General features: G+C 71.7%; 23 protein-coding genes. 13 read left to right on the top strand and 10 right to left on the bottom strand.

What is annotated here, in order from left to right:
- The first annotated feature begins 3 nt into the window (after positions 1-3).
- From ACF09C_RS05100 to ACF09C_RS05055, 10 genes are all read left to right on the top strand, one after another.
- Positions 4-462 (top strand): Rrf2 family transcriptional regulator, encoded by a 459-nt coding sequence (locus ACF09C_RS05100; protein WP_362412797.1) that lies wholly within the window; start codon positions 4-6, stop codon positions 460-462.
- Between the two features lie 165 nt (positions 463-627).
- Positions 628-723, top strand: coding sequence for a putative leader peptide (locus ACF09C_RS05095; RefSeq protein ID WP_392088883.1), 96 nt, complete (start codon positions 628-630; stop codon positions 721-723).
- A 150-nt stretch (positions 724-873) separates the two neighbouring features.
- Entirely contained in the window at positions 874-1,974 is a 1,101-nt protein-coding gene (locus tag ACF09C_RS05090; RefSeq protein WP_392088881.1) for an aliphatic sulfonate ABC transporter substrate-binding protein, read from the top strand.
- A gap of 145 nt (positions 1,975-2,119) precedes the next feature.
- Positions 2,120-2,968 (top strand): FAD binding domain-containing protein, encoded by an 849-nt coding sequence (locus ACF09C_RS05085; protein WP_392088879.1) that lies wholly within the window; start codon positions 2,120-2,122, stop codon positions 2,966-2,968.
- Positions 2,965-5,718 carry a molybdopterin-dependent oxidoreductase gene (locus ACF09C_RS05080; protein ID WP_392088877.1) on the top strand — a complete coding sequence of 918 codons (2,754 nt, stop codon included), beginning with the start codon at positions 2,965-2,967 and terminating at the stop codon, positions 5,716-5,718. The genes ACF09C_RS05085 and ACF09C_RS05080 overlap by 4 nt, the downstream gene beginning before the upstream one ends.
- Before the next feature lie 157 nt (positions 5,719-5,875).
- Positions 5,876-6,334: a molybdopterin-dependent oxidoreductase gene (locus ACF09C_RS05075; RefSeq protein ID WP_392088875.1), complete on the top strand. Its 459-nt coding sequence runs from the start codon at positions 5,876-5,878 to the stop codon at positions 6,332-6,334.
- 40 nt (positions 6,335-6,374) lie between these two features.
- Positions 6,375-6,767, top strand: a complete 393-nt coding sequence (locus ACF09C_RS05070; protein ID WP_392088873.1) for a molybdopterin-binding protein — start codon at positions 6,375-6,377, stop codon at positions 6,765-6,767.
- Between the two features lie 108 nt (positions 6,768-6,875).
- A complete protein-coding gene (locus tag ACF09C_RS05065) occupies positions 6,876-8,027 on the top strand; it encodes an acyl-CoA dehydrogenase family protein (RefSeq protein WP_392088870.1) in 1,152 nt (383 codons plus the stop codon).
- A gap of 28 nt (positions 8,028-8,055) precedes the next feature.
- Entirely contained in the window at positions 8,056-8,841 is a 786-nt protein-coding gene (locus ACF09C_RS05060; protein ID WP_392088868.1) for an electron transfer flavoprotein subunit beta/FixA family protein, read from the top strand.
- 33 nt (positions 8,842-8,874) lie between these two features.
- The gene (locus ACF09C_RS05055) at positions 8,875-9,831 is read left to right on the top strand and encodes an electron transfer flavoprotein subunit alpha/FixB family protein (protein WP_362412825.1); all 957 of its coding nucleotides are present in this window, start codon (positions 8,875-8,877) and stop codon (positions 9,829-9,831) included.
- Between the two features lie 85 nt (positions 9,832-9,916).
- Here the strand turns inward: ACF09C_RS05055 and ACF09C_RS05050 are convergent, their stop codons facing one another.
- From ACF09C_RS05050 to ACF09C_RS05020, 7 genes are all read right to left on the bottom strand, one after another.
- Entirely contained in the window at positions 9,917-10,315 is a 399-nt protein-coding gene (locus tag ACF09C_RS05050; RefSeq protein ID WP_392088866.1) for a Zn-ribbon domain-containing OB-fold protein, read from the bottom strand.
- 139 nt (positions 10,316-10,454) lie between these two features.
- Positions 10,455-11,171, bottom strand: a complete 717-nt coding sequence (locus ACF09C_RS05045) for a TetR/AcrR family transcriptional regulator (protein WP_392088863.1) — start codon at positions 11,169-11,171, stop codon at positions 10,455-10,457.
- An 87-nt stretch (positions 11,172-11,258) separates the two neighbouring features.
- Positions 11,259-12,020: an SDR family NAD(P)-dependent oxidoreductase gene (locus tag ACF09C_RS05040; RefSeq protein ID WP_392088861.1), complete on the bottom strand. Its 762-nt coding sequence runs from the start codon at positions 12,018-12,020 to the stop codon at positions 11,259-11,261.
- Positions 12,021-12,200: 180 nt separating this feature from the next.
- A complete protein-coding gene (locus ACF09C_RS05035; protein WP_362412837.1) occupies positions 12,201-12,407 on the bottom strand; it encodes a hypothetical protein in 207 nt (68 codons plus the stop codon).
- Positions 12,404-12,637, bottom strand: a complete 234-nt coding sequence (locus tag ACF09C_RS05030) for a hypothetical protein (RefSeq protein WP_362412840.1) — start codon at positions 12,635-12,637, stop codon at positions 12,404-12,406. The genes ACF09C_RS05035 and ACF09C_RS05030 overlap by 4 nt, the downstream gene beginning before the upstream one ends.
- A 67-nt stretch (positions 12,638-12,704) precedes the next feature.
- Entirely contained in the window at positions 12,705-18,899 is a 6,195-nt protein-coding gene (locus ACF09C_RS05025) for a DNRLRE domain-containing protein (RefSeq protein WP_392088858.1), read from the bottom strand.
- 182 nt (positions 18,900-19,081) lie between these two features.
- Positions 19,082-20,236 carry an acyl-CoA dehydrogenase family protein gene (locus ACF09C_RS05020; RefSeq protein ID WP_392088856.1) on the bottom strand — a complete coding sequence of 385 codons (1,155 nt, stop codon included), beginning with the start codon at positions 20,234-20,236 and terminating at the stop codon, positions 19,082-19,084.
- 131 nt (positions 20,237-20,367) lie between these two features.
- Here ACF09C_RS05020 and ACF09C_RS05015 point away from each other — a divergent pair, with 131 nt between their 5' ends.
- The 3 genes from ACF09C_RS05015 to ACF09C_RS05005 all read left to right on the top strand — a co-directional run bounded on the left by ACF09C_RS05015 (position 20,368) and on the right by ACF09C_RS05005 (position 22,030).
- A complete protein-coding gene (locus ACF09C_RS05015) occupies positions 20,368-20,973 on the top strand; it encodes a TetR/AcrR family transcriptional regulator (RefSeq protein ID WP_362412846.1) in 606 nt (201 codons plus the stop codon).
- A gap of 164 nt (positions 20,974-21,137) precedes the next feature.
- On the top strand, positions 21,138-21,803 hold the full coding sequence (locus ACF09C_RS05010; protein ID WP_392090214.1) for a TNT domain-containing protein: 666 nt from the start codon (positions 21,138-21,140) through the stop codon (positions 21,801-21,803).
- A complete protein-coding gene (locus tag ACF09C_RS05005; RefSeq protein WP_392088854.1) occupies positions 21,800-22,030 on the top strand; it encodes a hypothetical protein in 231 nt (76 codons plus the stop codon). Before ACF09C_RS05010 ends, ACF09C_RS05005 begins: the two co-directional genes overlap by 4 nt.
- A gap of 15 nt (positions 22,031-22,045) precedes the next feature.
- On the opposite strand, the gene ACF09C_RS05000 is transcribed toward ACF09C_RS05005, so the two are convergent.
- From ACF09C_RS05000 to ACF09C_RS04990, 3 genes are all read right to left on the bottom strand, one after another.
- Entirely contained in the window at positions 22,046-23,263 is a 1,218-nt protein-coding gene (locus ACF09C_RS05000) for a GNAT family N-acetyltransferase (protein WP_392088851.1), read from the bottom strand.
- A gap of 35 nt (positions 23,264-23,298) precedes the next feature.
- The gene (locus ACF09C_RS04995; RefSeq protein WP_392088849.1) at positions 23,299-24,630 is read right to left on the bottom strand and encodes a glycoside hydrolase family 6 protein; all 1,332 of its coding nucleotides are present in this window, start codon (positions 24,628-24,630) and stop codon (positions 23,299-23,301) included.
- Positions 24,631-24,736: 106 nt separating this feature from the next.
- The gene (locus ACF09C_RS04990; RefSeq protein ID WP_392088847.1) at positions 24,737-25,873 is read right to left on the bottom strand and encodes an XdhC family protein; all 1,137 of its coding nucleotides are present in this window, start codon (positions 25,871-25,873) and stop codon (positions 24,737-24,739) included.
- Positions 25,874-25,880 lie beyond the last annotated feature (7 nt).

Genomic DNA, 25,880 nt, shown 5'->3' with positions numbered 1-25,880 from the left:
GGCATGCGGATATCGGCCAGGGCGGACTACGCGGTACGTGCCGCACTGCAGCTCGCAGCGGAACGGGACGACGAACCTCTGAAGACGGAGGCCATCGCCGAGGCCCAGGACATCCCCCACAAGTTCCTCGAAGGCATCCTGAACGACATGCGCCGTGGCGGCCTCGTCGTCAGCCGGCGGGGCGGCAACGGGGGATACCGGCTGGCGAGACCCGCGGGTTCCATCAGCATCGCGGACGTCATACGTGTTGTGGACGGGCCGCTGGTGTCGGTACGCGGCGTCCGCCCACCGGACCTCTCGTACACCGGGGCCGCCGAGTCACTGCTACCGCTCTGGGTCGCCCTGCGGTCCAATGTGCGCGAGATCCTCGAAGGCGTGTCGCTCGCCGATGTGGCGGCAGCGGAACTACCCCTGGAAGTAACCGAGTTGGCGAGCACTCCGGACGCCTGGACGAACCCCTGAGGTAGGCGTGACACATACCTGACGGACGGCCTGGTCTCATCAAGCGAGACCAGGCCGTCCGTCATGTGAACACCCCCTTGGGGCGCGCGCCACCTTCTGCCACGATCCCTATCAACCAGGTAGGAGAACTAGGGATCTGCGGGGGTGGCCGACGTGTGCACGCGAATGTCCGACCGTGCGGTCCGTGTCGCACCCCTGTTGACCTCCCGCCGTCACATCGACCTCGGCCGCCACTCCAGCGCCATCTGTCGGACCGCCTGAGGCCCGTCCGCACTCTGCGCGGATCCGTCCACCCTTTGGGACGCCCGTCGCGCGTTCCCGCGCGTGCGCACCGCCACACCCGTGTCCGTACACCTCCGTACACCTCCGTACGCACCTTCCTGATCACCCAGCTCCCGAGAGGACACCTCCGTGTCTGCCGCCAGACCGCTCACCACCCTGCGTAACGTCGCCGTCATCGCGACGCTCCCCCTTCTGCTCGCCTCGTGCGGCTACGGCTCCGAGACCAAGACCGACGAGAAGAAGGTGGCCGCCGAGGGCGCGAAGCTCTCCGCGGACACGGTCCGGCTCGGCTACTTCCCGAACCTGACCCACGCCACGGCGCTCGTGGGCGACCAGGAAGGCATCCTCCAGAAGGAGCTGGGCGGCACCCAGCTGAAGGTGTCCACCTTCAACGCCGGCCCCTCCGAGATCGAGGCCCTCAACGCCGACTCCATCGACATCGGCTTCATCGGCCCCTCCCCCGCCATCAACGGCTACACCAAGTCCAAGGGCAAGAACCTCCGGATCATCGCCGGCTCCGCCTCCGGCGGCGTGAAGCTGGTCGTCAACCCGGCCAAGATCAAGACCCTCGACGACCTCAAGGGCAAGCGGATCGCCACCCCGCAGCTCGGCAACACCCAGGACGTCGCCTTCCTCAACTGGATCTCCGAGAAGGGCTGGAAGGTCGACGCCCAGTCCGGCAAGGGCGACGTCTCCGTCCTGCGGACGGACAACAAGGTCACCCCCGACGCCTACAGGTCCGGCTCCATCGACGGCGCCTGGGTCCCCGAGCCGACGGCGTCGAAGCTGGTCAGCGAGGGCGGGAAGGTGCTGCTCGACGAGGCGTCGCTGTGGCCCGACAAGAAGTTCGTGATCACGAACATCATCGTGTCCCAGAAGTTCCTCGCCGAGCACCCCGACGTCGTCGAGGCCGTCCTGCGGGGATCGACCAAGACCAACGAGTGGATCAACGCCAACCCGGACAAGGCCAAGGAATCCGCCAACGCCAAGCTGAAGGAACTCACCGGCAAGCCGCTCGGCGCCAAGGTGATCGACGCCGCCTGGCCGTCCATCCAGTTCACCGACGACCCGCTCGCCGCGACCCTCCAGGCCCAGGCCGACCACGCGGTCAAGGCCGGGCTCCTCAAGCAGCCCGACCTCGCCGGGATCTACGACCTGCGCCCCCTGAACAAGATCCTCAAGGGTGCGGGCAAGCCCGAGGTCGCCGACGCCGGACTCGGCACGAAGTAGCGGAAACCTCCTCCGGACGACCTAGGTCGATCCTCCAGGACCCTGTGCGCCACACGGAAGGCATTCCGTGTGGCGCACCAGTCGTTTTCGGCCTTCCGCTCGGGCTTCACTGGCGTGGAAGCAGTGGTCGAAGGGCTGGGGAGACATGGACCTGAACACCGTGACGGAGGTGCGCGACGCCCGACGGCGTGAGCCCTGGCGACCGGGCGACGCGTGGCTGGGCGGCGGGACGTACCTGTTCTCCGAGCCACAGCCGCACCTGCGCCGACTCGTCGATCTGAGCCGGATGGGCTGGGAGCCGCTCGTGCTCCACCCGGACGGCTCCCTCGAGATCGCGGCCACCTGCACGATCGCGCAGCTGTCCCGCTTCGCGCGGACGACGCTCCGCGCCGAGGCGGCGCCGCTGTTCGAGCAGTGCTGCCGGGCGTTCCTGGCCTCGTTCAAGATCTGGAACATGGCAACCGTCGGCGGGAACCTCTGCAACGGGCTGCCGGCCGGGCCGATGATCTCCCTGACCGCGGCCCTGGACGGGGAGTGCCTGCTCCAGTCGCAGGCCGGAACGGTACGCCGGGTGAAGGTCGTGGACTTCATCACCGGCGCGGGGCTCAAGGACCTCGACGAGGGCGAACTGCTGCGCTCGATCACCCTTCCGGCCCGGGCGCTCGCCTCCCGCACGGCGTTCCGGCAGGCCTCGCTGTACGGCCTCGGCCGCTCCGGCGCCCTGGTCATCGGGGCGCTCGACCCGGTGGACGGCTCGCTCGCGGTCACCCTCAGCGCGGCGACCGTACGGCCGTTCCGCCTCTGGTTCCCGCTGTCACCGGACCGGGCGGAGCTGCGCCGGGCCATCGAGGCCGCCGTCGGCGCCGACGACTGGTTCGACGACATCCACGGACTGCCCGAGTGGCGGCGGCACATGGGCTTCCGTCTCGCCGAGGAGATCCGCCGCGACCTGCGCGCGACCACCGCACCGCCGCTCCCGGAGGGGAACCGATGACGTACGAGATCGAGATCAACCGGCGCACCTTCGACCAGGAGCCGCGGGCCGGCCAGTGTCTGCGCACCTATCTCCGGGAGCGCGGCTGGTTCGGGGTGAAGAAGGGGTGCGACGCCGGCGACTGCGGGGCGTGCACCGTGCACGTCGACGGGGAGCCGGTGCACAGCTGCCTCTACCCGGCCGTGCGGGCCGAGGGACGGTCCGTCACGACGGTCGAGGGCCTCGCCTCCCCGGAGGGTGAACTCCACCCGGTGCAGCGGCAGTTCCTCGACGCGCAGGGCTTCCAGTGCGGCTTCTGCACCGCCGGGTTCCTGATGACCACCGCCGCACTGGACGAGGAGCAGCTCACCGACCTGCCCCGCGCCTTCAAGGGCAACATCTGCCGCTGCACCGGCTACCGGGCCATCGAGGACGCCGTACGCGGTGTGCAGCACACCGAACGCCCGTGCGCGGGCAAGGCGGTGGGCAAGAACCTCGGCGCGCCGGCCGGGCCGCTGGTCGTCACCGGCACCGCCCGCTACACCTTCGACGTCGAGGTCCCCGGCCTGCTGCACATGAAGCTGCTGCGCTCCCCGCACCCGCACGCCCGGATCGTCTCCCTCGACACCTCCGCCGCGCTGCGCGTCCCCGGTGTGCACGCCGTCCTCACCCACGAGGACGCCCCGGACGTCCTGTACTCCAGCGCCCGGCACGAGCACCCCACCGAGGACCCGGACGACACCCGCGTCCTCGACTCCACGGTCCGGTTCGTCGGGCAGCGTGTCGCGGCCGTCGTTGCCGACAGCGAGCAGGCGGCCGAGGAGGGCTGCCGGCGGATCGAGGTGGAGTACGAGGAACTCCCCTACGTCACCGACCCCGAGGAGGCGATGGCGCCCGGCGCGCCCGCGTTGCACGGCGACAAGGGGCCCGAGGCGAGGATCGCGCGCGCGGCCGAGAACGTGGCGGGCGAGGTGCACGGTCAGATCGGCGACGTGGAGACGGGGTTCGCGGAGGCGGACGTCGTGTACGAGGAGACCTTCCGCACCCAGCGGGTGCAGCACGCCAGCCTGGAGACCCACGGCTGTGTCGCGTACTTCGAGCCGAAGGAGGACGGCACGGGCGAGCGGCTCACGGTCCGTTCCTCCACGCAGACCCCGTTCCTGACGCGTCGCGCCCTGTGCGCGCTGTACGGCCTGAACGAGGACGACGTCCGGGTCGTCGCGGGCCGGGTGGGCGGTGGTTTCGGCGGCAAGCAGGAGATGCTGACGGAGGACGTCGTCGCCCTGGCCGCGCTGAAGCTGCGCAGGCCGGTGAAGCTGGAGTACACCCGGGCCGAGCAGTTCTACGGCGCGACCACGCGCCACCCCTTCACCATCCGGATCAAGGTCGGGGCGCGCGCCGACGGCACGCTGACCGCCGTCCAGATGCGGGTCGTGGCCAACACGGGCGCGTACGGGAACCACGGCCCGGCCGTCATGTTCCACAGCGTGGGCGAGTCGTTCGCGGTCTACCGCGCCCCGCACAAGAAGGTCGACGCGTTCTCCGTGTACACGAACGTCGTTCCTGCGGGCGCCTTCCGGGGGTACGGGCTCGGCCAGGTCACCTTCGCGGTCGAGTCGGTGATGGACGAGCTGGCCCGGCTGCTCGGCATGGACCCGCTCGCCTTCCGGGAGAAGAACATCATCGGCCCCGGGGAGGCCATGCACAGCCCGATCGGCGAGGAGGAGGACCTGCACATCGCCTCGTACGGCCTCGACCAGTGTCTGGAGGTCGTCCGCACCGCCCTCGCCGAGGACACCAGCGCGAGCGAGGCTCCCGAGGGGTGGCTCGTCGGGCAGGGCACGGCGATGGCGATGATCGCGACCGGGCCGCCGGGAGGCCACTACGCCGACGCGCGGGTGTCCCTTCTCTCGGACGGCACGTACGACATCGCCGTCGGCACGGCCGAGTTCGGCAACGGCACGACGACCGTCCACAAGCAGATCACCGCGGGGGCCCTGAACACCACCGAGGACCGCCTCACGGTCCGCCAGTCCGACACCGATGTCGTCCGGCACGACACGGGGGCCTTCGGCTCGGCCGGCACGGTCGTCGCCGGAAAGGCCGTCCTGCTGGCCGCGAGCTCGCTGGCCGAGCGGCTGCGGACGTTCGCCGCCCGGCACACGGGGGTGGCCCGGCATCTGTGTGTGCTCGGGGCCGAGGCCTTCGACTGCGCGGGCCGGACGGTGACGCTGAAGGAGCTGTACGAGGCGGCGCACGCGAGCGGTGCCACGGACGAGATCGCGGCGGACGGCCACTGGGGCGGGTCTCCCCGGTCGGTCGCCTTCAACGCCCAGTGGTTCCGGATCGCCGTCGACCCGCACACGGGAGAGATGCGCATCCTGCGCAGCGTCCACTCCGCCGACGCGGGCAAGGTGATGAACCCGATGCAGTGCAGGGGCCAGGTCGAGGGCGGTGTCGCGCAGGCGCTGGGGGCCACCCTCTTCGAGACCGTGCGGGTGGACGAGCGGGGCGAGGTCACCACGGCGGCGTTCCGCCGGTACCGGCTGCCGCAGTACGCGGACGTCCCGCGCACCGAGGTCCACTTCACGGAGACGACGGACGCGATCGGCCCGCTGGGCGCCAAGTCGATGAGCGAGAGTCCGTTCAATCCGGTCGCCCCGGCGTTCGCCAACGCGCTGCGCGACGCCACCGGCATCCGCTTCACCGAACTGCCGGTGACCCGGGACCGTGTGTGGCGGGCGATCCACCACCGGGAGCTTGGTGCTTGAGACCGGAAGATGCGTAGCTCCGTCTCGTATCAACCTCACAATCACATAGGAGTAGGCCGTATTTGCATGGCAGACGCGATTCGCGGGCCGGAGGGCCGGGTACCAGTGGGCGCAGTCGCCGCACTGGCGCCCGGCCCGACGTCCTGAGGGGAAGCCGATGAGCACTGGGTCCTTCGACCTCTACGGAGAGGTGGCCCGCCCGGTCACGCTGACCGTCGCGGACCTGCGCCGGGGCTGGGAGCAGCACCGGGCCGAGGTCGTCTTCGACTGCGCGACCGGCGGGGCGCGGCACCACACCTTCGAAGGGCCCCTGCTGCGCGAGGTGGTGAGCGGTACCCGACCCGGCTTCGACCCGGCGCGGCGCAAGGACCGGTCGCGCTTCCTGCTCGCGGTGAGCGGCGGCGACGGTCACCACACCGTCCTTTCGTGGGCGGAGATCGACGCGGACTTCGGCGACGCGCCGATGCTCCTCGCCACGCGGATGGACGACGCGGACCTCGACGAGGCGGGCGCCCAGCTCGTGGTCCCGTCCGACCGCTGCGGCGCGCGGTACGTGAGCGCCGTGAGGCGGATCTGGGTCGGCACCTGCCGGCCGCCGGCCGGCGGGGAGGCCTGAAGGCCGACAGGGAGCCCTGAACCGATCTACGGTGTCGCCCATGCAGTCCTACACGATCGGGCAGGCAGCCCGTCTCCTGGGCGTGAGCCCCGACACCGCACGACGCTGGGCCGACGCCGGCCGCGTCGTGACCCATCGCGACGACAACGGCCACCGGCTGATCGACGGCCGCGACCTGGCCGCCTTCTCCGTGGAGCTGGCCCAGGGCGGCGGCGAGGAGGACGCGTCCTACACCTCGGCCCGCAACGCCTTCCCGGGCATCGTCACGGCGATCGCGCTCGGTGACATCGCGGCCCAGGTCACCATCCAGGCCGGCCCGCACCGGCTGGTCTCCCTGCTCACCCGCGAGGCCGTGGAGGAACTGGGCCTCGAAGTCGGCATGCAGGCCACCGCCCGGGTGAAGTCGACCAGCGTGCACATCGACCGCACCTGACCCCCGCCGCTCGCGGACGCGCCGCTCCCCTGGCCACTGGCGCCCATGGCACTGAGTGTGTTTTGCTGAGGGTACTCAGTGCCACAAGCCTTAGGGGAGCTCACCATCATGGGCAAGGACTTCGACCTGTATCGCCTGTCCGAGGAGCACGAGATGCTCCGGGAGACGGTCCGCGCGCTGGCGGAGGCGAAGATCACGCCGTTCGCGGCGGCGGTCGACGAGGAGGCCCGCTTCCCGCGCGAGGCGCTGGAGGCGCTGGTCGCGGCGGACCTGCACGCGGTGCACGTGCCGGAGACGTACGGCGGTGCGGGCGCGGACGCGCTGGCGACCGTGATCGTCATCGAGGAGGTCGCCCGGGCGTGCGGCTCGTCCTCGCTGATCCCCGCGGTCAACAAGCTGGGCTCACTGCCGGTGATCCTCTCGGGCTCCGAGGAGCTGAAGAAGACCTACCTCGGCCCGCTGGCCAAGGGCGAGGCGATGTTCTCCTACTGCCTGTCCGAGCCGGACGCCGGTTCGGACGCGGCCGGGATGAAGACCCGCGCCGTCCGTGACGGCGACTCCTGGGTCCTCAACGGCGTGAAGCGCTGGATCACCAACGCCGGCGAGTCGGAGTTCTACACGGTGATGGCCGTCACCGACCCGGAGAAGCGCTCCAAGGGCATCTCCGCGTTCGTGGTGGAGAAGGGCGACGAGGGCGTCTCCTTCGGCGCGCCGGAGAAGAAGCTCGGCATCAAGGGCTCCCCGACCCGCGAGGTCTACCTCGACAACGTCCGCATCCCCGCCTCGCGGATGATCGGCGCGGAGGGCACCGGGTTCGCCACCGCGATGAAGACCCTGGACCACACCCGTATCACCATCGCCGCGCAGGCGCTGGGCATCGCGCAGGGCGCGCTCGACTACGCCAAGGGCTACGTCCAGGAGCGCAAGCAGTTCGGCAAGCCGATCGCCGACTTCCAGGGCGTGCAGTTCATGCTCGCCGACATGGCGATGAAGCTCGAGGCCGCGCGCCAGCTCACCTACGCCGCCGCCGCCAAGAGCGAGCGCGTGGAGGGCGACCTGACCTTCTTCGGCGCCGCCGCGAAGTGCTTCGCCTCCGACGTGGCGATGGAGGTCACCACCGACGCCGTCCAGCTCCTCGGCGGCTACGGCTACACCCGTGACTACCCCGTCGAGCGCATGATGCGCGACGCCAAGATCACCCAGATCTACGAGGGCACCAACCAGGTCCAGCGCATCGTCATGGCCCGCAACCTCCCGTAAGCACCCGCCACTTGAAAGGAGCCAGGCCGTGACCCTGAGGATCGCTGTCTGTGTGAAGTACGTTCCCGACGCGACCGGTGACCGCGGTTTCGCCGACGACCTGACCGTCGACCGCGACGAGGTCGACGGGCTGCTCTCGGAGCTGGACGAGTACGCCGTCGAGCAGGCGCTGCGGATCTCCGAGGAGTCCGACGACGCCGAGGTCACCGTCGTCACCGTCGGCCCCGACGACGCCAAGGACGCGCTCCGCAAGGCGCTTTCGATGGGCGCCGACAAGGCCGTCCACGTCAACGACGACGACATCCACGGCACCGACGTCATCGGCACCTCCGCCATCCTCGCCAAGGCCCTGGAGAAGACCGGCTTCGACCTGGTCATCTGCGGCATGGCGTCGACGGACGGCACGATGGGCGTGCTGCCGGCGCTGCTCGCCGAGCGGCTGAGCCTCCCGCAGGTCACCCTGCTCTCCGAGGTGTCGGTGGAGGACGGCACGGTGAAGGGCCGCCGCGACGGCGACGCCGCCACCGAGCTCCTGGAGGCCCCGCTGCCCGCCGTCGTCTCGGTCACCGACCAGTCCGGCGAGGCGCGCTACCCCTCCTTCAAGGGGATCATGGCCGCCAAGAAGAAGCCGGTCGAGGAGCTGGACCTGGACGACCTCGGCATCGACGCCGACGAGGTCGGCCTCGCCGGGTCATGGACCCTCGTCGAGTCGGCCGCCGCGCGCCCGGCGCGTACCGCGGGCACGATCGTCACCGACGAGGGCGACGGCGGCAAGCAGCTCGCCGCGTTCCTCGCCACCCAGAAGTTCATCTGATCCACCGTCACTATCGTTCAGGAGCAAGGAATCATGGCTGAGATCCTGGTTCTCGTGGACCACGCCGACGGTGCGGTCCGCAAGCCGGCACTCGAACTGCTCACGCTGGCCCGCCGGATCGGCGAGCCGACGGCCGTCGTGCTCGGCGCCGGCGAGGCCGCCGCGTCGATCGCCGCCACCGCCGGCGAGTACGGCGCCGCGACCGTGTACGTCGCGGACGGCGCCGAGTTCGCCGAGCAGCTCGTCGTCCCGAAGGTCGACGCGCTCACCCAGCTCGCGAAGGACAAGGGCGTCGCCGCCGTCCTCGTGACCTCCTCGGGCGAGGGCAAGGAGATCGCCGCCCGCGTCGCCCTGCGCCTCGGCTCGGGTCTGATCACCGACGCCGTGGAGCTGGAGGCAGGTGACGAGGGCCCGGTCGCGACCCAGTCCGTCTTCGCCGCCTCGTACTCGGTGAAGTCCCGGGTCTCGCACGGCGTGCCGGTCATCACCGTCAAGCCCAACTCCGCCGCCCCGGAGGCCGCTCCGGCCGCCGGTACGGTCGAGAACGTCACCGTCGCCTTCACCGGCAACGCCGCCAAGGTCGTCTCGCGCACCCCGCGCGTCTCCACCGGCCGCCCCGAGCTGACCGAGTCCGCGATCGTGGTCTCCGGCGGCCGCGGTGTCGGCGCGGCCGAGGGCTTCCAGGTCGTCGAGAAGCTCGCCGACTCGCTGGGCGCCGCCGTGGGCGCCTCGCGCGCCGCGGTCGACGCCGGCTGGTACCCGCACTCCAACCAGGTCGGCCAGACCGGCAAGCAGGTCTCGCCGCAGCTGTACATCGCGGCGGGCATCTCCGGCGCGATCCAGCACCGGGCGGGAATGCAGACGTCCAAGACGATCGTGGCCGTCAACAAGGACGCGGAGGCCCCGATCTTCGATCTGGTGGACTACGGCGTGGTCGGCGACCTCTTCGAGGTCCTGCCGCAGCTGACCGACGAGATCGGCGCGCGGTAGAGGCACTCCCCCGACGGGGTACTCCCCCGACGCAAGCGATCGGCCCGGTGGCACAGAGTGCCACCGGGCCGATCGCTTTCCGGGTTCAGATCCAGCCGTCCAGGGGGACCTCCTCGCAGAGCCGGACGACCGGCTCGTGCCCGGCGACCGCCTCCCGTGAGGAGAGCCGGACACGCACGCCGGGGCGTACCGCGTGCGGCGGTCCGTCGACCCGGCAGCGGACGACGAAGCCCTCGGCCATGTGGACGGGCCACAGATCGCTGTCGGCGGCGGTGACCCCGCGCCGTACGGAGATCACGCCCTCGCCCTCGCTGCGTTCGGGCGCGAGGTCGGTCGACCCGCAGGTCGGACAGAGCAGGCGCTGGAAGGTCGTGGTGTGGCACCAGCGACAGAGCTGGTAGTAGAGCTCGGCGTCGGCGGCCGATTCCTCGGTCCGGACGGCGGTGCCCCCGTTCCTCAGTCCCATGGACCCGGTGTGGAACACGATGCGTTCTCCTTGCACTCGGCGGCTCGACCGTGCATGGAGCAAAGATATGGCACTGAGTGCCATCAAATAAAGACCTCAGTTCCCTCAATTCAAGATACTGAGATCCCTCGGAGAACCCGGCCGAGCCCCGCGCGCCTCAGCCCTCGCCGAGGCTCGACTCCACCTCGCGCACCACCCGCCACATCGGCGTGGACCGCTTGGTGATCACCACCACGACGTCCTCGGCGTCCTCGCCCGCACCCCCGGCGCCGCCGTCGACCGGCTCGCCGCTCCACGTGGCACGGACCAGGTCGAGGGCCCGGTCCACCTCGGCCAGCGGATCGCCCTCGCCGCCGGTGCGCAGCCAGTGGCGCAGGGCGTGGTTGTGGGCGGCGACCACGGAGGCGGCCACCACGTTGGCCCGCAGGGTGCCGTCGCGCCGGTCGGCCCATCGGGTCCGCAGATAGTCGCCGAGCGTCTTCTCGTACCGCCAGACGACCGAGAGCTCGTAGGTCCGCAGCCCGGTCACCTCGCGGGTGAGGCGGTAGCGCTGGACGGAGAAGGTCGGGTTCTCGGCGTACATCCGCATGACGAGGCGGGTGGCGTCGCAGATCCTGACCAGCGGGTCGTCGGTGTCGGCGCTCGCGGCGAGGAACTCGGTCATGTCGGCGAGGCTCTGCTCGTGGTCGGGGAAGACCACGTCCTCCTTCGACGGGAAGTACCGGAAGAAGGACCGCCGGCCGACCCCGGCGAGCGTGACGATGTCGTCGACGGTGGTCTGCTCGTACCCGCGCTCCAGGAAGAGCTGGAAGGCCGCGGCGATGAGGGAGTCCCGCATCGCGGGCTTCGTGGAGTTCGTCGAGGCTGTTCCCATGGCCCGAACCTAACATCCGGAAGCCGACGGCACGGCACTTGGTGCCAGCTCTGCCCGGCACCAAGTGCTATGCGCGCTACGGGAGGGTCAGCGGGCGGCCATCCGCAGGGCGCCGTCCATCCGGATGGTCTCCCCGTTGAGGTAGTCGTGCTCGGCGACCATCGTGACGAGCCGCGCGTACTCGTCGGGGCGGGCGAGCCGCTGCGGGAAGGTGACGCTCGCGGCGAGCCCCGCGCGGATCTCCTCGCTGAATCCGGCCATCATCGGGGTGTCGACGATGCCGGGCGCGATGGTGACGACCCGGATGCCGAACTGGGCGAGATCACGGGCGGCGGTGACGGTCATCCCGGCGACGCCCGCCTTGGAGGCGGCGTAGGCGATCTGGCCGACCTGGCCCTCGAAGGCGGCGATCGAGGCGGTGTTGACCACGAGCCCGCGCTGACCGTGCTCGTCCGCCTCCTGCTTGGCGATGACCTCGGCGGCGAGCCGCATGACGTTGAACGTGCCGAGCAGGTTGACGTTCAGGACCGTGCGGAACAGGTCAAGGTCGTGCGGGCCCTTGCGGCCCAGGACGCGCGCGGAGGGCGCGATGCCCGCGCAGTTGACGGCGAGCCGCAGCTCCGCGCCGTCGCCCTCGATCCGCGCGAGCGCCTCACGGACCGGCCCCTCCTCGGTGACGTCGGCCGCGAGCAGCGTGACGCCCTCGGGCAGCGGCCCGGCCGCGGCGACGGCCTTGTCCAGGTCCAGGCCGTAGACGGTGGCGCCGCGGGCGGCGAGCGCGGCGGCGGTGGCGGCGCCGAGACCGGAAGCGGCGCCGGTGACGAGCGCGGCGGAGCCGGCGATGTCCATGGAACTCCTCGTGGGAAGGTCGTGAGCTGTCGGCGGGTGTGCCTTCGAAGCTGTGCGTGGTCCGCGCCGCTCACAATAGATCCGCGGGCCTGCGGACCGACAGGACCGCCGACACGCGGGAGGGCCGGGCGGCACTCGGCCGCCCGGCCCTCCCTCTCTGCTCCGACGGCTACCGTCGGCTCACTCCTCGGTGAAGTACAGCGATCCCTTCCACCGGAGGTTCAGGACGTCGTACTCGAACGCCATGTCGACGAGCCGTCGCCCCGACCGCTCGGAGATACGGCCGGCGGCCCGGCGCAGCACCGAGACGGGGCTGTCGTCGTCCACGTCCCCATGGACCACGACGCGAAGGGTGGTCACCTCGCCGGAGACCGCACCCCCGCTCATGCGCCGCCCCTGGTCACCGGGTCGGCGAACACGGTGAGCTGCGCGGTCGAGCGCGGGTCGGCCGAGTCGAGCCCGTCCACTCCGATCGCGAACACGTCCCACTTCTCCCCCAGCTTCTCGATCCGGTCCGCCGCGGCGTGCAGCAGATCGGCGACGGTCTCGTCGCTGCCGGCGGGAATGCCGAGGCTGAAGTGATGAGCGGTCCACATCTCCTTCTTCGTGGCTCTCATGCTCAGCTTGTGGTTACGGCTCCTGCGAGCCATCGGTCCTCCAAGGCCTGGTGGTCGAACGGATCGGCTAGCTGGGAAGGAAGAGGGCGAGACGCCAGCCCCAGCGGCTGAAGCGCCTGAAGGCCCGCAGGGACCGGATGAAGGCCTTGCCCACCTTCCGGTTGGCCTTGTAGTGGCTCTGGCGCTTCTGCTTGTTCCGCGAGCCGTTGAACTTCTGGTTCTTCTTGATCTTGTTCATCGCCTTCTTGTAATCCGACGAGTTGTACGGCTTACCGGCGTTCTTGCGATAGTAGGCGTCCTTTTCCTTCTTGCTGAGCGTCTCGGGCCCCTCCAGGCCGTACGCCTCCTGGAGACCACCGTCCCGCCCGTCGAGGTCGAGGCAGTTGACCGGGTCCGCGTCGCAGTACTCGAACGCGTTGGAGTTGCCTCCGTGGACCGGGTCGATCGAGTGGAACCGGCCGACGGCCGGGTCGTACAGGCGGGCGCCCATCAGGGTGAGTCCGCTGGGCGTCTCGCTGGAGCGCTGCTTGGCGCCCAGCCAGTCGTAGCGGACCTGCGCCTGACCGGCGCGCGGGTTGCCGTACTCGTCGCTGTCCAGGGCCACGGGTGCTTCGCCGGCGTTCAGCGGGAGCTGAAGGGCGACATCGCCGTGGACGGTGGTGAGCTGGAGGACGGTGTCGCCGGTCTTGCCCGTGACGGCCGCGAGGTCGCCGGAGACGGACTCGACGTTCCGGGTCACCGCTCCGGAGGCGATGTCCTCGGTGATCCAGCGCGGGTTGTCGCCGTCACCGTCGTAGTGGTTGACGCTCGAACCGGTCTGGGTCCACGTCGAACCGCCGCCCGTCTCGGTCTTCCAGCCGCGGAACCGGAGCGCCGCGTCCAGGGTCCAGGTCTGGCGCTCGCCGTTCGCGGTCTGCTGGTGGGCCAGGTCGTTGGCGTAGTAGCCGACCGTGCCGCCGGGCAGGGCCGTGGTGCGGCCGAACGCGTCATAGGCGTAGCCGGTGTCGACGAGCCGGTCGGCGCTGTCGTAGGTGTGGGTGGTGGTGGTCCCTCCGGTGGTCGGGCAGTCCGCACCGGGCGTGCCGGTCGCGCGGGTGAGGCTCTTGCGGTTGGCGCGGCCGTCGAAGACGTAGGTCCGCCGGGTGCAGAGGGTGTCGGCGGTGTCCTCGGCGGTGGCCAGGCGGCCGGCCGCGTCGTAGCGGTAGACCTGGTCCGACCATCCGGCGTGCGTGGTCACCTGGCGGTGGACGGACCGGGTGACCGTGTCGGAGGCGACGACCGTTCCGTCACTGTCCCGGGTGTACGTCCGGTTCACCGGGGCGCCGGTGGTGTCCTCGCGCACGCTGAGGGTGTAACCGCCGGGCAGTCGCTCGCTGCTGACGGAGCCGTCGGCGTCGTAGACGGCCTTGAAGACACCGGCGACGGAGTCGGTGACCGTCGTGGCGAGACCACGTCGTTCGGCCCCGTGGTCGTAGCTGTAGGTGACGGTCGACGGGACGCTGTCGGCGACCTTGACCTGCCGGTCGAGCAGGTCGTACTCGGTCGTCGTGACGCCGCCGTCGGCGTCCGTGTAGGAGATCGGGCGGCCGAGCCTGTCGAAGGTCTTGGTGATCGTCCCGCCGGTGGGCGAGACCGACTTGACGGCCCGGCCGGTGGCGGGGTCGTACTCGGTGGTCGACTCCGGGACGGCCTGACCGATGCCCCCGGTGAGCGCCACCTTCGTGACACGGCCGGCGGCGTCCTGCGTGGTCGTGGTCGTACGGGTGACGCCGTTGGCGGTCTCGGTGACCTTGGCGGGGGTGCCCCACCAGCTGTACTCGGTGGTGGACGTGGGCAGTTGCGCCGGGTTGGCGCCGCCCCCGGTCACGGCCCCGGCAGGTCCGGTGGAGCAGACCAGGTCGGCCCACTCCGGGCGGCCCTGGCAGGCGCCGGAGCCGGTGGCGGACCAGTAGATGGTCACCCGGGTCCCGGCGTCGGTGCCGGCGGCCCCGGGCAGCAGCTCCTTGGTGGGGCGGCCCTGGGCGTCGTACTCGGTGGTCGTGGTGATCGCGAGACCGCCCGGGTCCTTGACCGTCCGGGTGGGCAGGCCCTTGGCCCAGTCGTAGACCGTCTGGGTGGAGCGGCCCTCACCGAGGACGGTGGGGTGCTCCCGCACCTGGGCTCCGAACGTGGCCTTGGTGATCTGGTCCTTGACCTTGGCGGTGCCGTCGGTCGGGCGACCCGTGTCGTACTCGTTGACGCGCCACTCCCGGGCCGTCACCGACGTTCCGGACGGGACCAGGGTGGTGCTGCCGGACTTCAGGTCGGCGGTGAGTTCGGTACGGCGCAGCGGACCGAACTCCTCCAGGAGACGTGTGCCCGTCCCGTTGTGGACGGAGCGGGTGCTCAGGAGGTCGGCGCGGCCGGCGCCGGTGAGCTGACCGATGCCGAGTTCGGCCTGGACGGCCCGGTCGGCGGCGGTGGTGCCGAGTGCGACGGCCCGGTTGCCCGCGGTCAGCGTGCGCGTGGTGTTCCCGAAGCGGTCGTACTCGGTGGTGGAGACGTGCCCACCAGGCTCGGCGATGTTGACCGGGCGGCCGGAGACGCCCAGGTAGGTGACCGTGGCACGGTGGTAGGAACCGGCGGTCAGGGCGGCTCCGTCGTGGGCGGCGGGCACCGCGTCGGCCGGGAAGACCGCGGTGGCGTCGGTCGGGGCGTCGAGCTGGCCCCAGGCCTTCACGTCGGCCGCGCCCATGCCGTACGGGGCGGTGCCGCCGCTCAGCGGGACGCCGTAGACGACGGAGCTGGCGGCCGTGCCCTCCTCGACGTTCGCGGTGCCCTGCTTGAGGCCGGAGCGGGCCGCCTTCAGGAGCATGCCCTCACCGGCGGTGGCGGCGTTGCCCGCCTTGCCGTAGGTGAAGGACCAGGGCAGTTCACCGGCCGGCGTCAGGCCGGTGACCCGGCCCGCCGCGTCGTAGCCGTACTCGGTCTTCGTGGCCGGGCTGATCTGCGGGTCCCAGGCCTGGCGCAGCCGGCCGGCCGCGTCGTACGCGTACGTCTGGACGGCCTTGGCGGTCGCGGACGCGGCGCCGGGCTCGGTGGACCAGAGGCGGATCTCCTTCACCTGTCCGGTGATGTCACCGAACACGAGGTCGGTCGCCGTCGTGGAGGTCGCGTAGACGAACTCCAGCGCGCGGCAACCCTTGGTGGCGGGGGTCGCCGTGCAGGTGGTCGCGGAGACCGCCGAGGTCGGGGCGACGACCCGCTTGGGTCGGGCCAGGGTCTTGCCGTCGACGGTCACGTTCTCGGAGACCACGGTGGTGGCGGTGTTGGCCAGGCCGTCCAGGAGGGTGGACGAGACCTGCCAGGTCGTGGCCCCGGCACCGGACTTGGTGAACTCGGTGACCGCGCCCTCGGTGTCGGTGAGCGTGAACGAGCCCGCCATGCTGCCGGTGAGCGTCAGCGTCTCCGCGCCCGGCTCGGGGATCCAGCCGGTCTTCGCCGCGTTGGCGGTGAAGTACGTCTCCTGGCCGTCGGTGCCGACCATCGCGAGCGCGGTGTCGGAGGTGCGGCGGATGTGCGCGTACTCCGACTCGACCGACTCGGCGACCGTCCCGGAGACCCACTCCTTGCCGAAGATCGGGGCCTGGCCCTCCTGGCTCCCGGCCTTGAGCGGCTCGCGCGAGGAGGCCGTGCGCGTGACGGAGAGCCCGAACGCGGACAGGTCGGTCTCGGCGATCTCGTAGTCACCGGTCAGCAGGTTCACCGAGCCGGGGCCGATCTCGTCGGTGGCCGCGCCGCTCGCGTCGCGGTCGACGATCACCGTCAGCGGCTCGGTGGAACCGGTCACCGCGCCGGGGCCGGTGAAGTCGGCCTTGATCTGGACCGTGCCGTCGGGGTCGACGGTGTCGGTGGCGTTCCACACGAGCGCCGCGTTCCTGCCGGCCGTCAGCGGCACGGGCCACGCCGTCAGCGGAGTCCCGCCGGAGGTCACCTGCCCCGCGGGGATGGTCACCCAGGCGTCGGCCTCGGAGCGCCGCCACGAGAACGACACGTGGTCGTACGCGGCGGGGTCGGCCTCGGCCACCAGTGGGAGGCGACGGGCGGTGCGCTCACCGTCGCTGGGCTGGACGAAGCCGCCGGGGCCCGCGTGGAAGGTGTGGCCGATCGTCTCGGACTTGTTGTCCGCCCTGTCGGCCGCCCGGACCTGAAGGGTGTGCGTGCCGTTCTTCGGCGGAGTGACGGAGATCGCCTTGGCGCCCGCGGCACCGCCGGTGGGGACCTTGGTCCAGGTCACGCCGTCCAGGGACCACTCGATCCAGTTGTGGTCGGCGGCGGGCGGGGTGACGGTGAAGGTGCCGGCCTGGCCGGCGCCCTTGACCCAGGCGTTCGACGGGTAGTCCGTGGACGTGACGCCGGCCGGGGCCGAGGGGGCGGAGGTGTCGACCGTGAAGGTCTTCCACGCCGACCAGCCCAGGTTGTAGTGCGCGCCGTCGTACGGCGAGGTGCGGAACCTGTAGGTCTTGCCGTTGGTGAGCACCCCGGCCGGGACGGTCACCGAGGCGACCTGCCCCGAGGAGACCCAGGGCGACACGAGGACGTCACCGACCTGGGTGTCTGTGGCCGCGTCGAAGATCTGGAAGGTGCCGTTGACCTTGTCGCCGTTGGCGTCGACGAAGGTGTCCCGCAGCGTGGGCGTCGGCGAGTTGACGACGTAGGCGCCGCCGTAGGAGAAGTACGGCGGGCCGGCCTCCTGCTTGGTGCCCGTGCGGGGCCGGTAGTTGTAGGTGACGACCAGCTTCGGCGGGTTCGACGCGGCGTTGGCGGAGTTGACCCGCTTCCAGCCGGCGACGGTGCTCTCGTCGGTGGCGCGGATGCCCATGCCGCCGGTGGACCACTTGTTGTCGGCCCAGTGCTGGACCAGGCTGGTGACGTTCGCGTTGATCCAGCCGTCGGGCTGTGCGGTGCAGCTCGCGTTGCCCCGGGTCTCGGTGGAGGTGACGTACTTGGCGGCCATGGTGGGCCGGTTGGTCCACCGCGAGGCGGTGCTCGCGTTGTTGGCCGACCAGACCTCCCACGGCTTCGCCGCGCAGTCGGCGACGTTGCCGGAGTGGAAGTTCCACAGCGACAGCTTGGCGTCGGAGACGAGCGCGTCGGAGACCGGGGCGCTGTTCCACGTGATGTACGTCTGCGCCGTGCGCGGCGTGCCGTCGGGGTTCTTGGTGCCGGGGTTGCCGAGGTCGAGTTCGGTCTCGGCGGAGGTGTCGTACGTGACGCCCTGCTGGACGTACGTGTCGAAGAGGTTGCCCAGGGCGGAGGTGGAAGGGTCCACCGTCACCGGGTACCTGGTCTTCGGGTCGGCGAGGAACGCCGGGTCGGGCGTCACGACCAGGTCGACGGTGGCGCCCTTCTGCACGACCTTCATCGCGACCGGCACGGTGCGGGTGTGCCGACCGGAGACGGGGTCGACGGTCGCGTCCCACATCACCGGAGCGGGCATCAGGGCCTGCTTCTTGCTGTTCCGGTCGGTGAACAGCACACTGCCGTCGGCCTGTTCGGTGGCCTTCAGGCCCTTGGCCCGCAGCGGCAGGGTGTAGGTGTAGCCCTCGTCGGCGGGCTTCTGCTTGATCTCGACGAACTGCTCGAAGCCCGTGCGGGTCGCCTCGACGACGACGTCCGCGCCCGGGACCGCGTTGACGTACTCGGCTCGGGTGCCCTTCAGTTCCGGGGCGGGGAGGCCGCCCTTCCACTGGAGGGTGATCTGCTGCTCGCCCTCGCCGAGGGTGACCAGGTCGACGGCCTTGGCCTGCTGGCCCGCGCGGAGCGAAGCGGCCGGGGTGCCGGTCCTGCCGGCCAGTCTCAGGCCCTCGGGGTGCGCCACGGGCTCCACGGTCCCGTCGGAGCCGGCCACGAGGCCCAGGTCGACGTCGCGCCACTGGCCGGTCCCGGGGTCCTTGAACCGTACGGGCCCGGCGGAGATCTCGGAGGTCAGCGAGCCGTCCTTGTTCACCCAGGTGGTGGACGTCTCCGTGCGCTCCGACAGCGCCTCGACGCGCTTGCCCGCCAGCCGGGCCGCGACACGCGCGGAGGCGATGTCCGCCGCCTGCGCGACCACGGGCGCCTGCCGCGGCCCGGCGGCGGGTTCGGCGGAAGCGTCCGTCACCGTCGCGCCGTTGAGCAGCGTGACGGCCAGGGCCATGGTCAGTCCGCCCGCGACATGGCGCAGGCTCCCCCCGGACCACAGCCTCCCGCGCTCGTCGCGCGGGGATATGTGAATCGTCATGATTCCTCGGTCGGTTACTCACATAGGCATCACTTATGTGATGCATAAGCGAAGCTATCGGGGAGGAAATCACGCGAAACGGGAACAATGCCGTTCAAGATCGACAACGGCCGACCGCTCGGGCGCGTGAAGTACGTCACGCCCGGCGGTCGGCCGGTGAACTCCGCCTGCGGGTCGGATGACTAGACGGACAACTGGCGGCTGATGACCAGCCGCTGGATCTGGTTGGTGCCCTCGAAGATCTGCATGATCTTGGCTTCGCGCATGTAGCGCTCGACCGGGAAGTCGCGGGTGTAGCCGTACCCCCCGAGGACCTGGACCGCGTCCGTGGTCACCTTCATGGCCGCGTCGGTGGCGGTCAGCTTCGCCACGCTGGCCTGGCGGCTGAACGGGCGGCCGCGGTCGCGGCGGCGGGCCGCGTCGAGGTAGGTGGCGCGGGCGGAGTCGACGGCGGCGGCCATGTCGGCGAGCAGGAAGCCGAGCCCCTGGTGATCGACGATCTTCCGGCCGAAGGTGGTGCGCTCGTTGGCGTACGCGACGGCGGCGTCGAGCGCGGCCTGGGCCAGGCCCGTGGCGCAGGCGGCGATGCCGAGGCGGCCGGAGTCGAGCGCGCTGAAGGCGATCTGGAGCCCCTGGCCCTCGTCGCCGACGAGCCGGTCGGCGTCCAGGAGCGCGCCGTCCCAGTGGGCGGAGGTGGTGGGGACGGCCTGGAGGCCCATCTTCCGCTCGGGCTTGCCGAAGGAGAGGCCCTCGGTCGCGCCGGGCGCGAGGAAGCAGGAGATGCCGTGGCTGCCGGGGGCGGTGCGGGCGAAGAGCGCGTAGAAGCCCGCCTTGCCGCCGTGGGTGATCCACGCCTTGGTGCCGGTGACGCGGTACGCGGCGCCGTTCGGGCCGTCGTCCACGCGCTCGGCCTTGCAGGAGAGGGCCGCGGCGTCGGAGCCCGCCTGGGGCTCGGAGAGGCTGTAACCGCCGATGGTCTCGCCGGCGAGCATCGCGGGGAGCCAGTGCTCCTTCTGCTCGGCGGTACCGAAGGCGTACACGGGGTGGCAGGCGAGGGTGTGGACGCTGGTGGCGACCGCGACGGCCGCCCAGCGCGCCGCCAACTCCTCGAGGACCTGGAGGTACACCTCGTACGGCTGGCCTCCGCCGCCGAACTCCTCGGGGTAGGCGAGGCCGAGCAGTCCGGCCCGGCCGAGCGTGGTGAACAGGCCTTCGGGGTACGTCTCGGCGGCCTCGTGCTCGTCCACGCGGGAAGAGAGCTCCTTGTCGGCGATCTCCCGCGTCAGGGCGATGAGGTCCGCTGCCTCGGGGGTGGGAAGCAGGCGGTCGACATCCATGGCGACTCCAGTGACACTCGGCCACCAGCACCAGTGAAACGGTACTGTGGGCGGTACGGCAGTACCGTTCAGCGTAGCGCAGAAGGGTTCCGCCGTAACCCCCCGAACGGGTCGACCGGCATACTGTTCAAGTGATCGACACTTCCGCCGCCGGCGCTCCCAAGCTGACGGGCCGCGGCGCGGCCCGCCGGTCCGCCCTGTTCGAGGAGCTGGTGGCCCTTCTGGTCGGCGAGGGCTTCGCCCAGCTGACCCTGGACGATCTCGCCGCCCGGCTGCGCTGCTCCAAGCGCACGCTCTACGGCCTGGCGGACAGCAAGGAGCAGCTCGTCCGGGCCGCCGTGGTCCATTTCTTCCGGCGCGCGACGACCCGGGTCGAGGCGGTCCTCGCGGCGGAGCAGGACCCGGCCGAGCGGCTGGCCGCCTATCTGCGCGCGGTCGCGGCCGAACTGGCCCCGGTCTCCCCGCAGTTCTTCGACGACGTGGCCGCCTTCGAACCGGCCGCCGAGGTCTACGAGCGCAACACCCGGGCGGCGGCCGGACGGGTGCAGCAGCTGATCGAGGAGGGTGTCCGCGCGGGCGTCTTCCGCGAGGTCCATGTCTCCTTCGCGGCCGATGTCATCGCCTCGGTCATGGTCCGCATCCAGCGGCGCCAGGTCGCCGCGGCGACCGGACTCGCGGACGCGGAGGCGTACGGCCAGCTGGCCGAACTGCTCCTGAACGGCCTGCGCAAGAGCTGAGGAACCCCCGCTCGCGCATCTGGCCGATACCAGCCCCTTGTTCGGTCACTCTCCGAAGGTGATCCATTACTGTGTGCGGCGCACCGCCAGCCGACCGTACACAGGGAGATCTCCGCGTGGAGCGCAGCCGTACCGACCTGAGGATCCGTGCCGTACTCGCCGCCATGGGCGTCACCGCCGCCCTCGCCACCGCCCCCGCCGCGCACGCAGCCCCGACGGAAGCCCTCGCGGAAGCACCGGCGGCGGCCCCGGCGGTGGTCACCGCCCCGCCGGCGCCGTGCACCGGCGAGTTCGAGGGCGACAAGCGGCTCGGCCCGAAGTACCTGCCGAAGAAGAGGCAGGAGCCGGTGGGCCCGCTGCTCCGGCACTACCACCGGACCGGGAAGCTCTCCTCGGCGGACTTCCTGAAGAAGTACTGGGAGGGCGAGGCGGACACCGGCAGCTGGAAGTACCCGCCGAACGACGGCTTCGCCGAGGTCAACGGAGAGCTCGACAAGGCGCCCGACCTCCTGGAGAAGGGCGAGCGCCTGGACCGCTTCGGCTCGGAGTACGGCGCCTACCTCGCCCCGGCCGGCGACCTGTACGCGAAGCGCGCGCTGCCCCCGCAGAACCTGAACACCCGGGACGCGGCCTTCCCCTGCGACTACCACCTCTACGAGGTGACCAAGGAGTTCACCGTCTGGGAGGGCGGGATCGCGCCCTGGTTCGAGCAGCCGGGCGGCGGCCGCCAGATCAAGCTGGACGCAGTGTTCCTGAACCCCGGCAAGGGGCAGCGCCTGAACGTCAAGTGGCTCCTGGACAACGGCTACCTGGTGCGCGTCCCCGCGTGAACCGCGCCGAGCTGGCCCGGGCACTCCGCGCCGCCGGAGTGCCCGAGGAGCAGTTCTGGATCGAGGGCGTCCACGAACCGGCGCCCACGCCCCCGGACTTCCTCTACCTCCGGTTCCTGCCGGACGGCCTGTGGGAGGTGGGCGTGTACGAGCGCGGTAGGCACGAGCCGGTCGCCGTCCACGCCACCGAGGCGGAGGCCTGCGCCCACGTCCGCGACCTGGCGTGAGCGACGAGACACCGGCTAGAACTCGTCGCAGGTGTGCGGCAGTCGGGGCGTGCCGAGCGCCGCGTCGAGCGTGGCCGCCGCGCCCGGCGTGTGCTCCTCGACGAGGCCGGCGGCCACCAGGTCCACGGCCTTCGTCCCACCGAGGTAGCAGGCGCCGAGGTCCCGTACGTCGAAGGAGAGGTCCACCGGGTCACCGGTCGGCTCGTATCGGACGCCGTCCGTACCGTCCGAAGTGAGGCGGAAGCGGCCGGAGTTGGCGGGCAGACGGCTGTCGTGCACCTCCAGGACGAGATCGACGGACGCGGCGAAGGTCCGGGCCGTGAGCGCCGCGCGGACGTCGATCAGCCGGAGCCACAGCGCCGGGAACTGTCCGGTGACCCGCACCTGGTCGCGGTCGGCCGCGAAGAGCAGCAGCGGGTCGTCCAGCGGCCGGCCCCAGGCCCGGACGGTGTCGGTCAGGTCGATCGAGGCCAGGTAGCGCCAGAGGGCGGCGGCGACGGCCGGGGTGTCGGCCTCCAGCTCGTCGACGCGGACCAGGCCGGGGGTACGGGCGTCCTCGTCCTCGCCCTTGGTGCGGTAGACGGCGTACCCGGCGACGGGGTCGCCGAGCGCGACGACCCGGGCAGGCGAAAGATCGTCGTCCTCCTCGTCCTCCTCGCGCAGCCACTCGCCGGTCCAGCGCAGCTCGTCGCGGGCGTTGCGGCCCGCCCGCAGCGCGCGGGTGGACTCGAAGTACGGGCCGACGACGGCGGGCGCGTCCGCCGTGTCGACCAGCCGCAGCGGGCGCTCGTCCGGGTCGATCCGCAGGGCGAGGGGCTTCCTGGAGTCGATCTCGACGGTCACGCCCTGGGTGGCGGGACCGAAACCGAACCTCCCGTAGATGGCGTCCTCCGACGCCCAGAGCGCGGCGAGCGGCGCGCCCCGCTCGGCGTACCGCCGGAACGCCTCCTCGATCAGGGCGGTGAGCACGCCGCGCCGCCGGTGGGTGGGGGCGACGGAGACGAGCGTCAGGCCGGGACAGGCGAGGTCCCCGCCGGGAACGGAGACGGTGAAGGGGAACGCCGCGAGGAAGCCGACGAGCTGGTCCCCGTCGTACGCGCCGATGCGGTCGCAGGGCCCGACCATGTCGCGGTGGTGCTTGCGCAGCTCCTCCTCGGGCCGCTCGTGGAAGACGAGATAGGAGAGGTCGAGCGCACGGTCGATATGGGCTTCGGGTACGTCACGAATATCCATGATCGGGACCCTAACCGGCGGCCGGGGCGGGTACGTCACGAATATTCTCGGCCACGCACCTGTCCGGAGGACGCCGGAGGCATGATCGCCGGCTCGGCCAGCCGTACGAGTTCCAGCGCCTGGGCCGGGAACCAGTCGCCGGCCTTGGGGTCGACGGTCCCCCGCTCGGGGTCCTCGGGGCCCGCGGTCCCGCGCAGGCAGTGGCCGTCGGACTCGCCGGGCGTCTTGATCCAGAGCTTGGCGTCGTGGAGCGGGTCGCCGGTCTCGGCGGTGGGCCGGGGGCCGAGTCCCCGCCCGGGCGGGTTGCACCACTCCTGCGGGTCGGCGTGGGCGCCCGGCTTCGGGGTCCAGGGGCCGCGGCCCGCGCGGCTGGTGTCGGTGACGAAGTGGGCGCGGTCGGCGGCCGGCCCGAGGGCGTGCTCGCCCAGCCAGGTCGTGGCCTCGGCCCGCGTCCAGCTCCGCTCGGGGCAGTCCGTGGCCTCACCGGCCCGGGCGACGTGGGCGAGGCAGCCGGAGACGAGGGTGGCGTACCAGGCGCTGTCGGCGTCCGAGTGGTAGTGGGAGACGTTGACCGTGAAGCCGGTGGCCCGGTCGACGCCGGCCTTGACGAGCCGGGGCACGACGGTCTCCACGGCGTGCCAGCCGGGGTTGCCCGCGTCGAGGTAGACCGCGGTCCCGGCGAGTGGTTCGAGGACGTCGACGGCGTGCCGTACGGCGGCGTAGCGGGCGGCGGTCCGGGTCCCGGAGCTGTCGTCCTGGCCGCAGTCGGAGGGCAGCAGGGCGAGGGAGTCGGGTTCGAGGACGACGAGCGCGCGATGGGCGCCGATGCCCCGGGCCACGGCGTCGGTCCAGTCGGTGTACGCGGCGTCGGTGCCGGCGCCGCCCGCGGAGTACTGGGAGCAGTCGCGGCCGGGTGCGTTGTAGAGCACGAGGACGGGCACCGTGCCCTCCCGCGCGGCGGCCTCGACCGTGGCGCGGGCGGTGCGCTCCACCTCGGCGGGGGTGCTGTCGCCGAGCCAGACGGCGTGCGGGGCGCGGACCATGGCGAGCAGCCCGGCGGCCGTACGGGTGTCGCCGCTCGCCGTGAGGTCGCGGTACTGGGCGAGCGCGGCGGGGTTGGCGGCGGGGACGTGGAAGCGGACGGGGTCCGGTGACGCGGCGCTCCCGAGAAGGGTCGGTGCGGCGCTCCCGGAAGGGCCCGGCGCGGCGTTCCCGGAAGGGCCCGGTGCGGCGCTCCGTGAAGCGCCGGGTGGGGCTCCGCCCGCCGCCACGGGCAGCAGGGCCGCGGCCAGCAGGGCGAGGGCCGCGGCGGCGGGGAGCAGGCCCCGGGCGCGGAGGGACGGGACGGCGGTGGAGCGGTGGCGCATGGAAGACGTCCTCTCGGCGCGCTCCGTCAGCGGGAGCGCTCGCGGGAGCGTCGCTCCACCACTCTCCGTGCCCGTCCCTGACGCGAAAGGCCGGCGTGGCGGCCCGTCAGGCGACGGAACCTATCCGTCCGTCGGGGGCGCGTGGGCCATCGTGGTGGATCGGGGTGTGCGCGCCGGTCAGCGACACGCCGGTGCCGCCGCGACGGTTGGCGACGATCTCGGCCGCGATCGACAGGGCCGTCTCCTCCGGGGTGCGGGCCCCCAGGTCGAGGCCTATCGGGGAGCGCAGGCGGGCGAGTTCGAGCTCGGTGACGCCGACCTCGCGCAGCCGCTTGTTGCGGTCCTCGTGGGTGCGGCGGGAGCCCATCGCGCCGACGTAGGCGACGGGAAGCTTCAGGGCCGCTTCGAGGAGCGGGACGTCGAACTTGGCGTCGTGGGTGAGGACGCAGAGCACGGTCCTGGAGTCGACCTCGGTGGACTCCAGATAGCGGTGCGGCCAGTCGACGACGATCTCGTCGGCCTCGGGGAACCGGGCGGCGGTCGCGAAGACGGGCCGGGCGTCGCACACGGTGACGTGGTAGCCGAGGAACTTGCCGACCCTGACGAGGGCGGAGGCGAAGTCGATGGCACCGAAGACGATCATGCGCGGGGCGGGCACGGAGGACTCGACCAGGAGGGTGATCGGCTGCCCGCAGCGGCTGCCGTCCTCACCGATCTCGACGGTGCCGGTGCGGCCCGCGTCCAGCATGGCGAGCGCCTCGCCGGCCGCGGTGCGGTCCAGGGCGGGGTGACCGCCCAGGGCGCCTTCGTACGATCCGTCCGGACGGACCAGGAGGACCCGGCCCATCAGGTCGGCGGGTCCGTCGACGATCCTGGCGAGGGCCGCCGCCTCTCCGGAGACGGCGGCGGCCAGGGCGGCGGGGTAGACCTCGCCGCGGACCGGGGTGACGAGGATGTCGATGATGCCGCCGCAGGTCAGCCCCACGGCGAAGGCGTCCTCGTCGCTGTACCCGAAGCGCTCGACGACGGTCGTGCCGTCCTCGAGGGCCTGCTGGCACAGTTCGTAGACCGCGCCCTCCACACACCCGCCGGAGACCGAGCCGATCGCCGTGCCGTCGCTGTCGACGGCGAGCGCGGCGCCCGGCTGCCGGGGCGCGCTGCCGCCGACCGCCACGACCGTGGCGACGGCGAACTCGCGTCCCTGCTCGACCCACCGGTTCAGCTCTTCGGCGATGTCCAGCATCTCGAAC

This window comes from Streptomyces sp. NPDC014870 (assembly GCF_043081505.1).
GTDB lineage: Bacteria > Actinomycetota > Actinomycetes > Streptomycetales > Streptomycetaceae > Streptomyces.
The sequence above is the reverse complement of the archived record's forward strand: the minus strand, read 5'-3'. Positions and strand labels throughout refer to the sequence as shown.

Coding starts and splice junctions, on each gene's coding strand:
- ACF09C_RS05100 (WP_362412797.1), top strand. CDS start 4: ATGCGGATATCGGCCAGGGCGGACTACGCGGTACGTGCCGCACTGCAG.
- ACF09C_RS05095 (WP_392088883.1), top strand. CDS start 628: ATGTCCGACCGTGCGGTCCGTGTCGCACCCCTGTTGACCTCCCGCCGT.
- ACF09C_RS05085 (WP_392088879.1), top strand. CDS start 2,120: ATGGACCTGAACACCGTGACGGAGGTGCGCGACGCCCGACGGCGTGAG.
- ACF09C_RS05080 (WP_392088877.1), top strand. CDS start 2,965: ATGACGTACGAGATCGAGATCAACCGGCGCACCTTCGACCAGGAGCCG.
- ACF09C_RS05075 (WP_392088875.1), top strand. CDS start 5,876: ATGAGCACTGGGTCCTTCGACCTCTACGGAGAGGTGGCCCGCCCGGTC.
- ACF09C_RS05070 (WP_392088873.1), top strand. CDS start 6,375: ATGCAGTCCTACACGATCGGGCAGGCAGCCCGTCTCCTGGGCGTGAGC.
- ACF09C_RS05065 (WP_392088870.1), top strand. CDS start 6,876: ATGGGCAAGGACTTCGACCTGTATCGCCTGTCCGAGGAGCACGAGATG.
- ACF09C_RS05055 (WP_362412825.1), top strand. CDS start 8,875: ATGGCTGAGATCCTGGTTCTCGTGGACCACGCCGACGGTGCGGTCCGC.
- ACF09C_RS05045 (WP_392088863.1), bottom strand. CDS start 11,171: ATGGGAACAGCCTCGACGAACTCCACGAAGCCCGCGATGCGGGACTCC.
- ACF09C_RS05040 (WP_392088861.1), bottom strand. CDS start 12,020: ATGGACATCGCCGGCTCCGCCGCGCTCGTCACCGGCGCCGCTTCCGGT.
- ACF09C_RS05035 (WP_362412837.1), bottom strand. CDS start 12,407: ATGAGCGGGGGTGCGGTCTCCGGCGAGGTGACCACCCTTCGCGTCGTG.
- ACF09C_RS05030 (WP_362412840.1), bottom strand. CDS start 12,637: ATGAGAGCCACGAAGAAGGAGATGTGGACCGCTCATCACTTCAGCCTC.
- ACF09C_RS05025 (WP_392088858.1), bottom strand. CDS start 18,899: ATGACGATTCACATATCCCCGCGCGACGAGCGCGGGAGGCTGTGGTCC.
- ACF09C_RS05020 (WP_392088856.1), bottom strand. CDS start 20,236: ATGGATGTCGACCGCCTGCTTCCCACCCCCGAGGCAGCGGACCTCATC.
- ACF09C_RS05010 (WP_392090214.1), top strand. CDS start 21,138: ATGGGCGTCACCGCCGCCCTCGCCACCGCCCCCGCCGCGCACGCAGCC.
- ACF09C_RS05000 (WP_392088851.1), bottom strand. CDS start 23,263: ATGGATATTCGTGACGTACCCGAAGCCCATATCGACCGTGCGCTCGAC.
- ACF09C_RS04995 (WP_392088849.1), bottom strand. CDS start 24,630: ATGCGCCACCGCTCCACCGCCGTCCCGTCCCTCCGCGCCCGGGGCCTG.
- ACF09C_RS04990 (WP_392088847.1), bottom strand. CDS start 25,873: ATGCTGGACATCGCCGAAGAGCTGAACCGGTGGGTCGAGCAGGGACGC.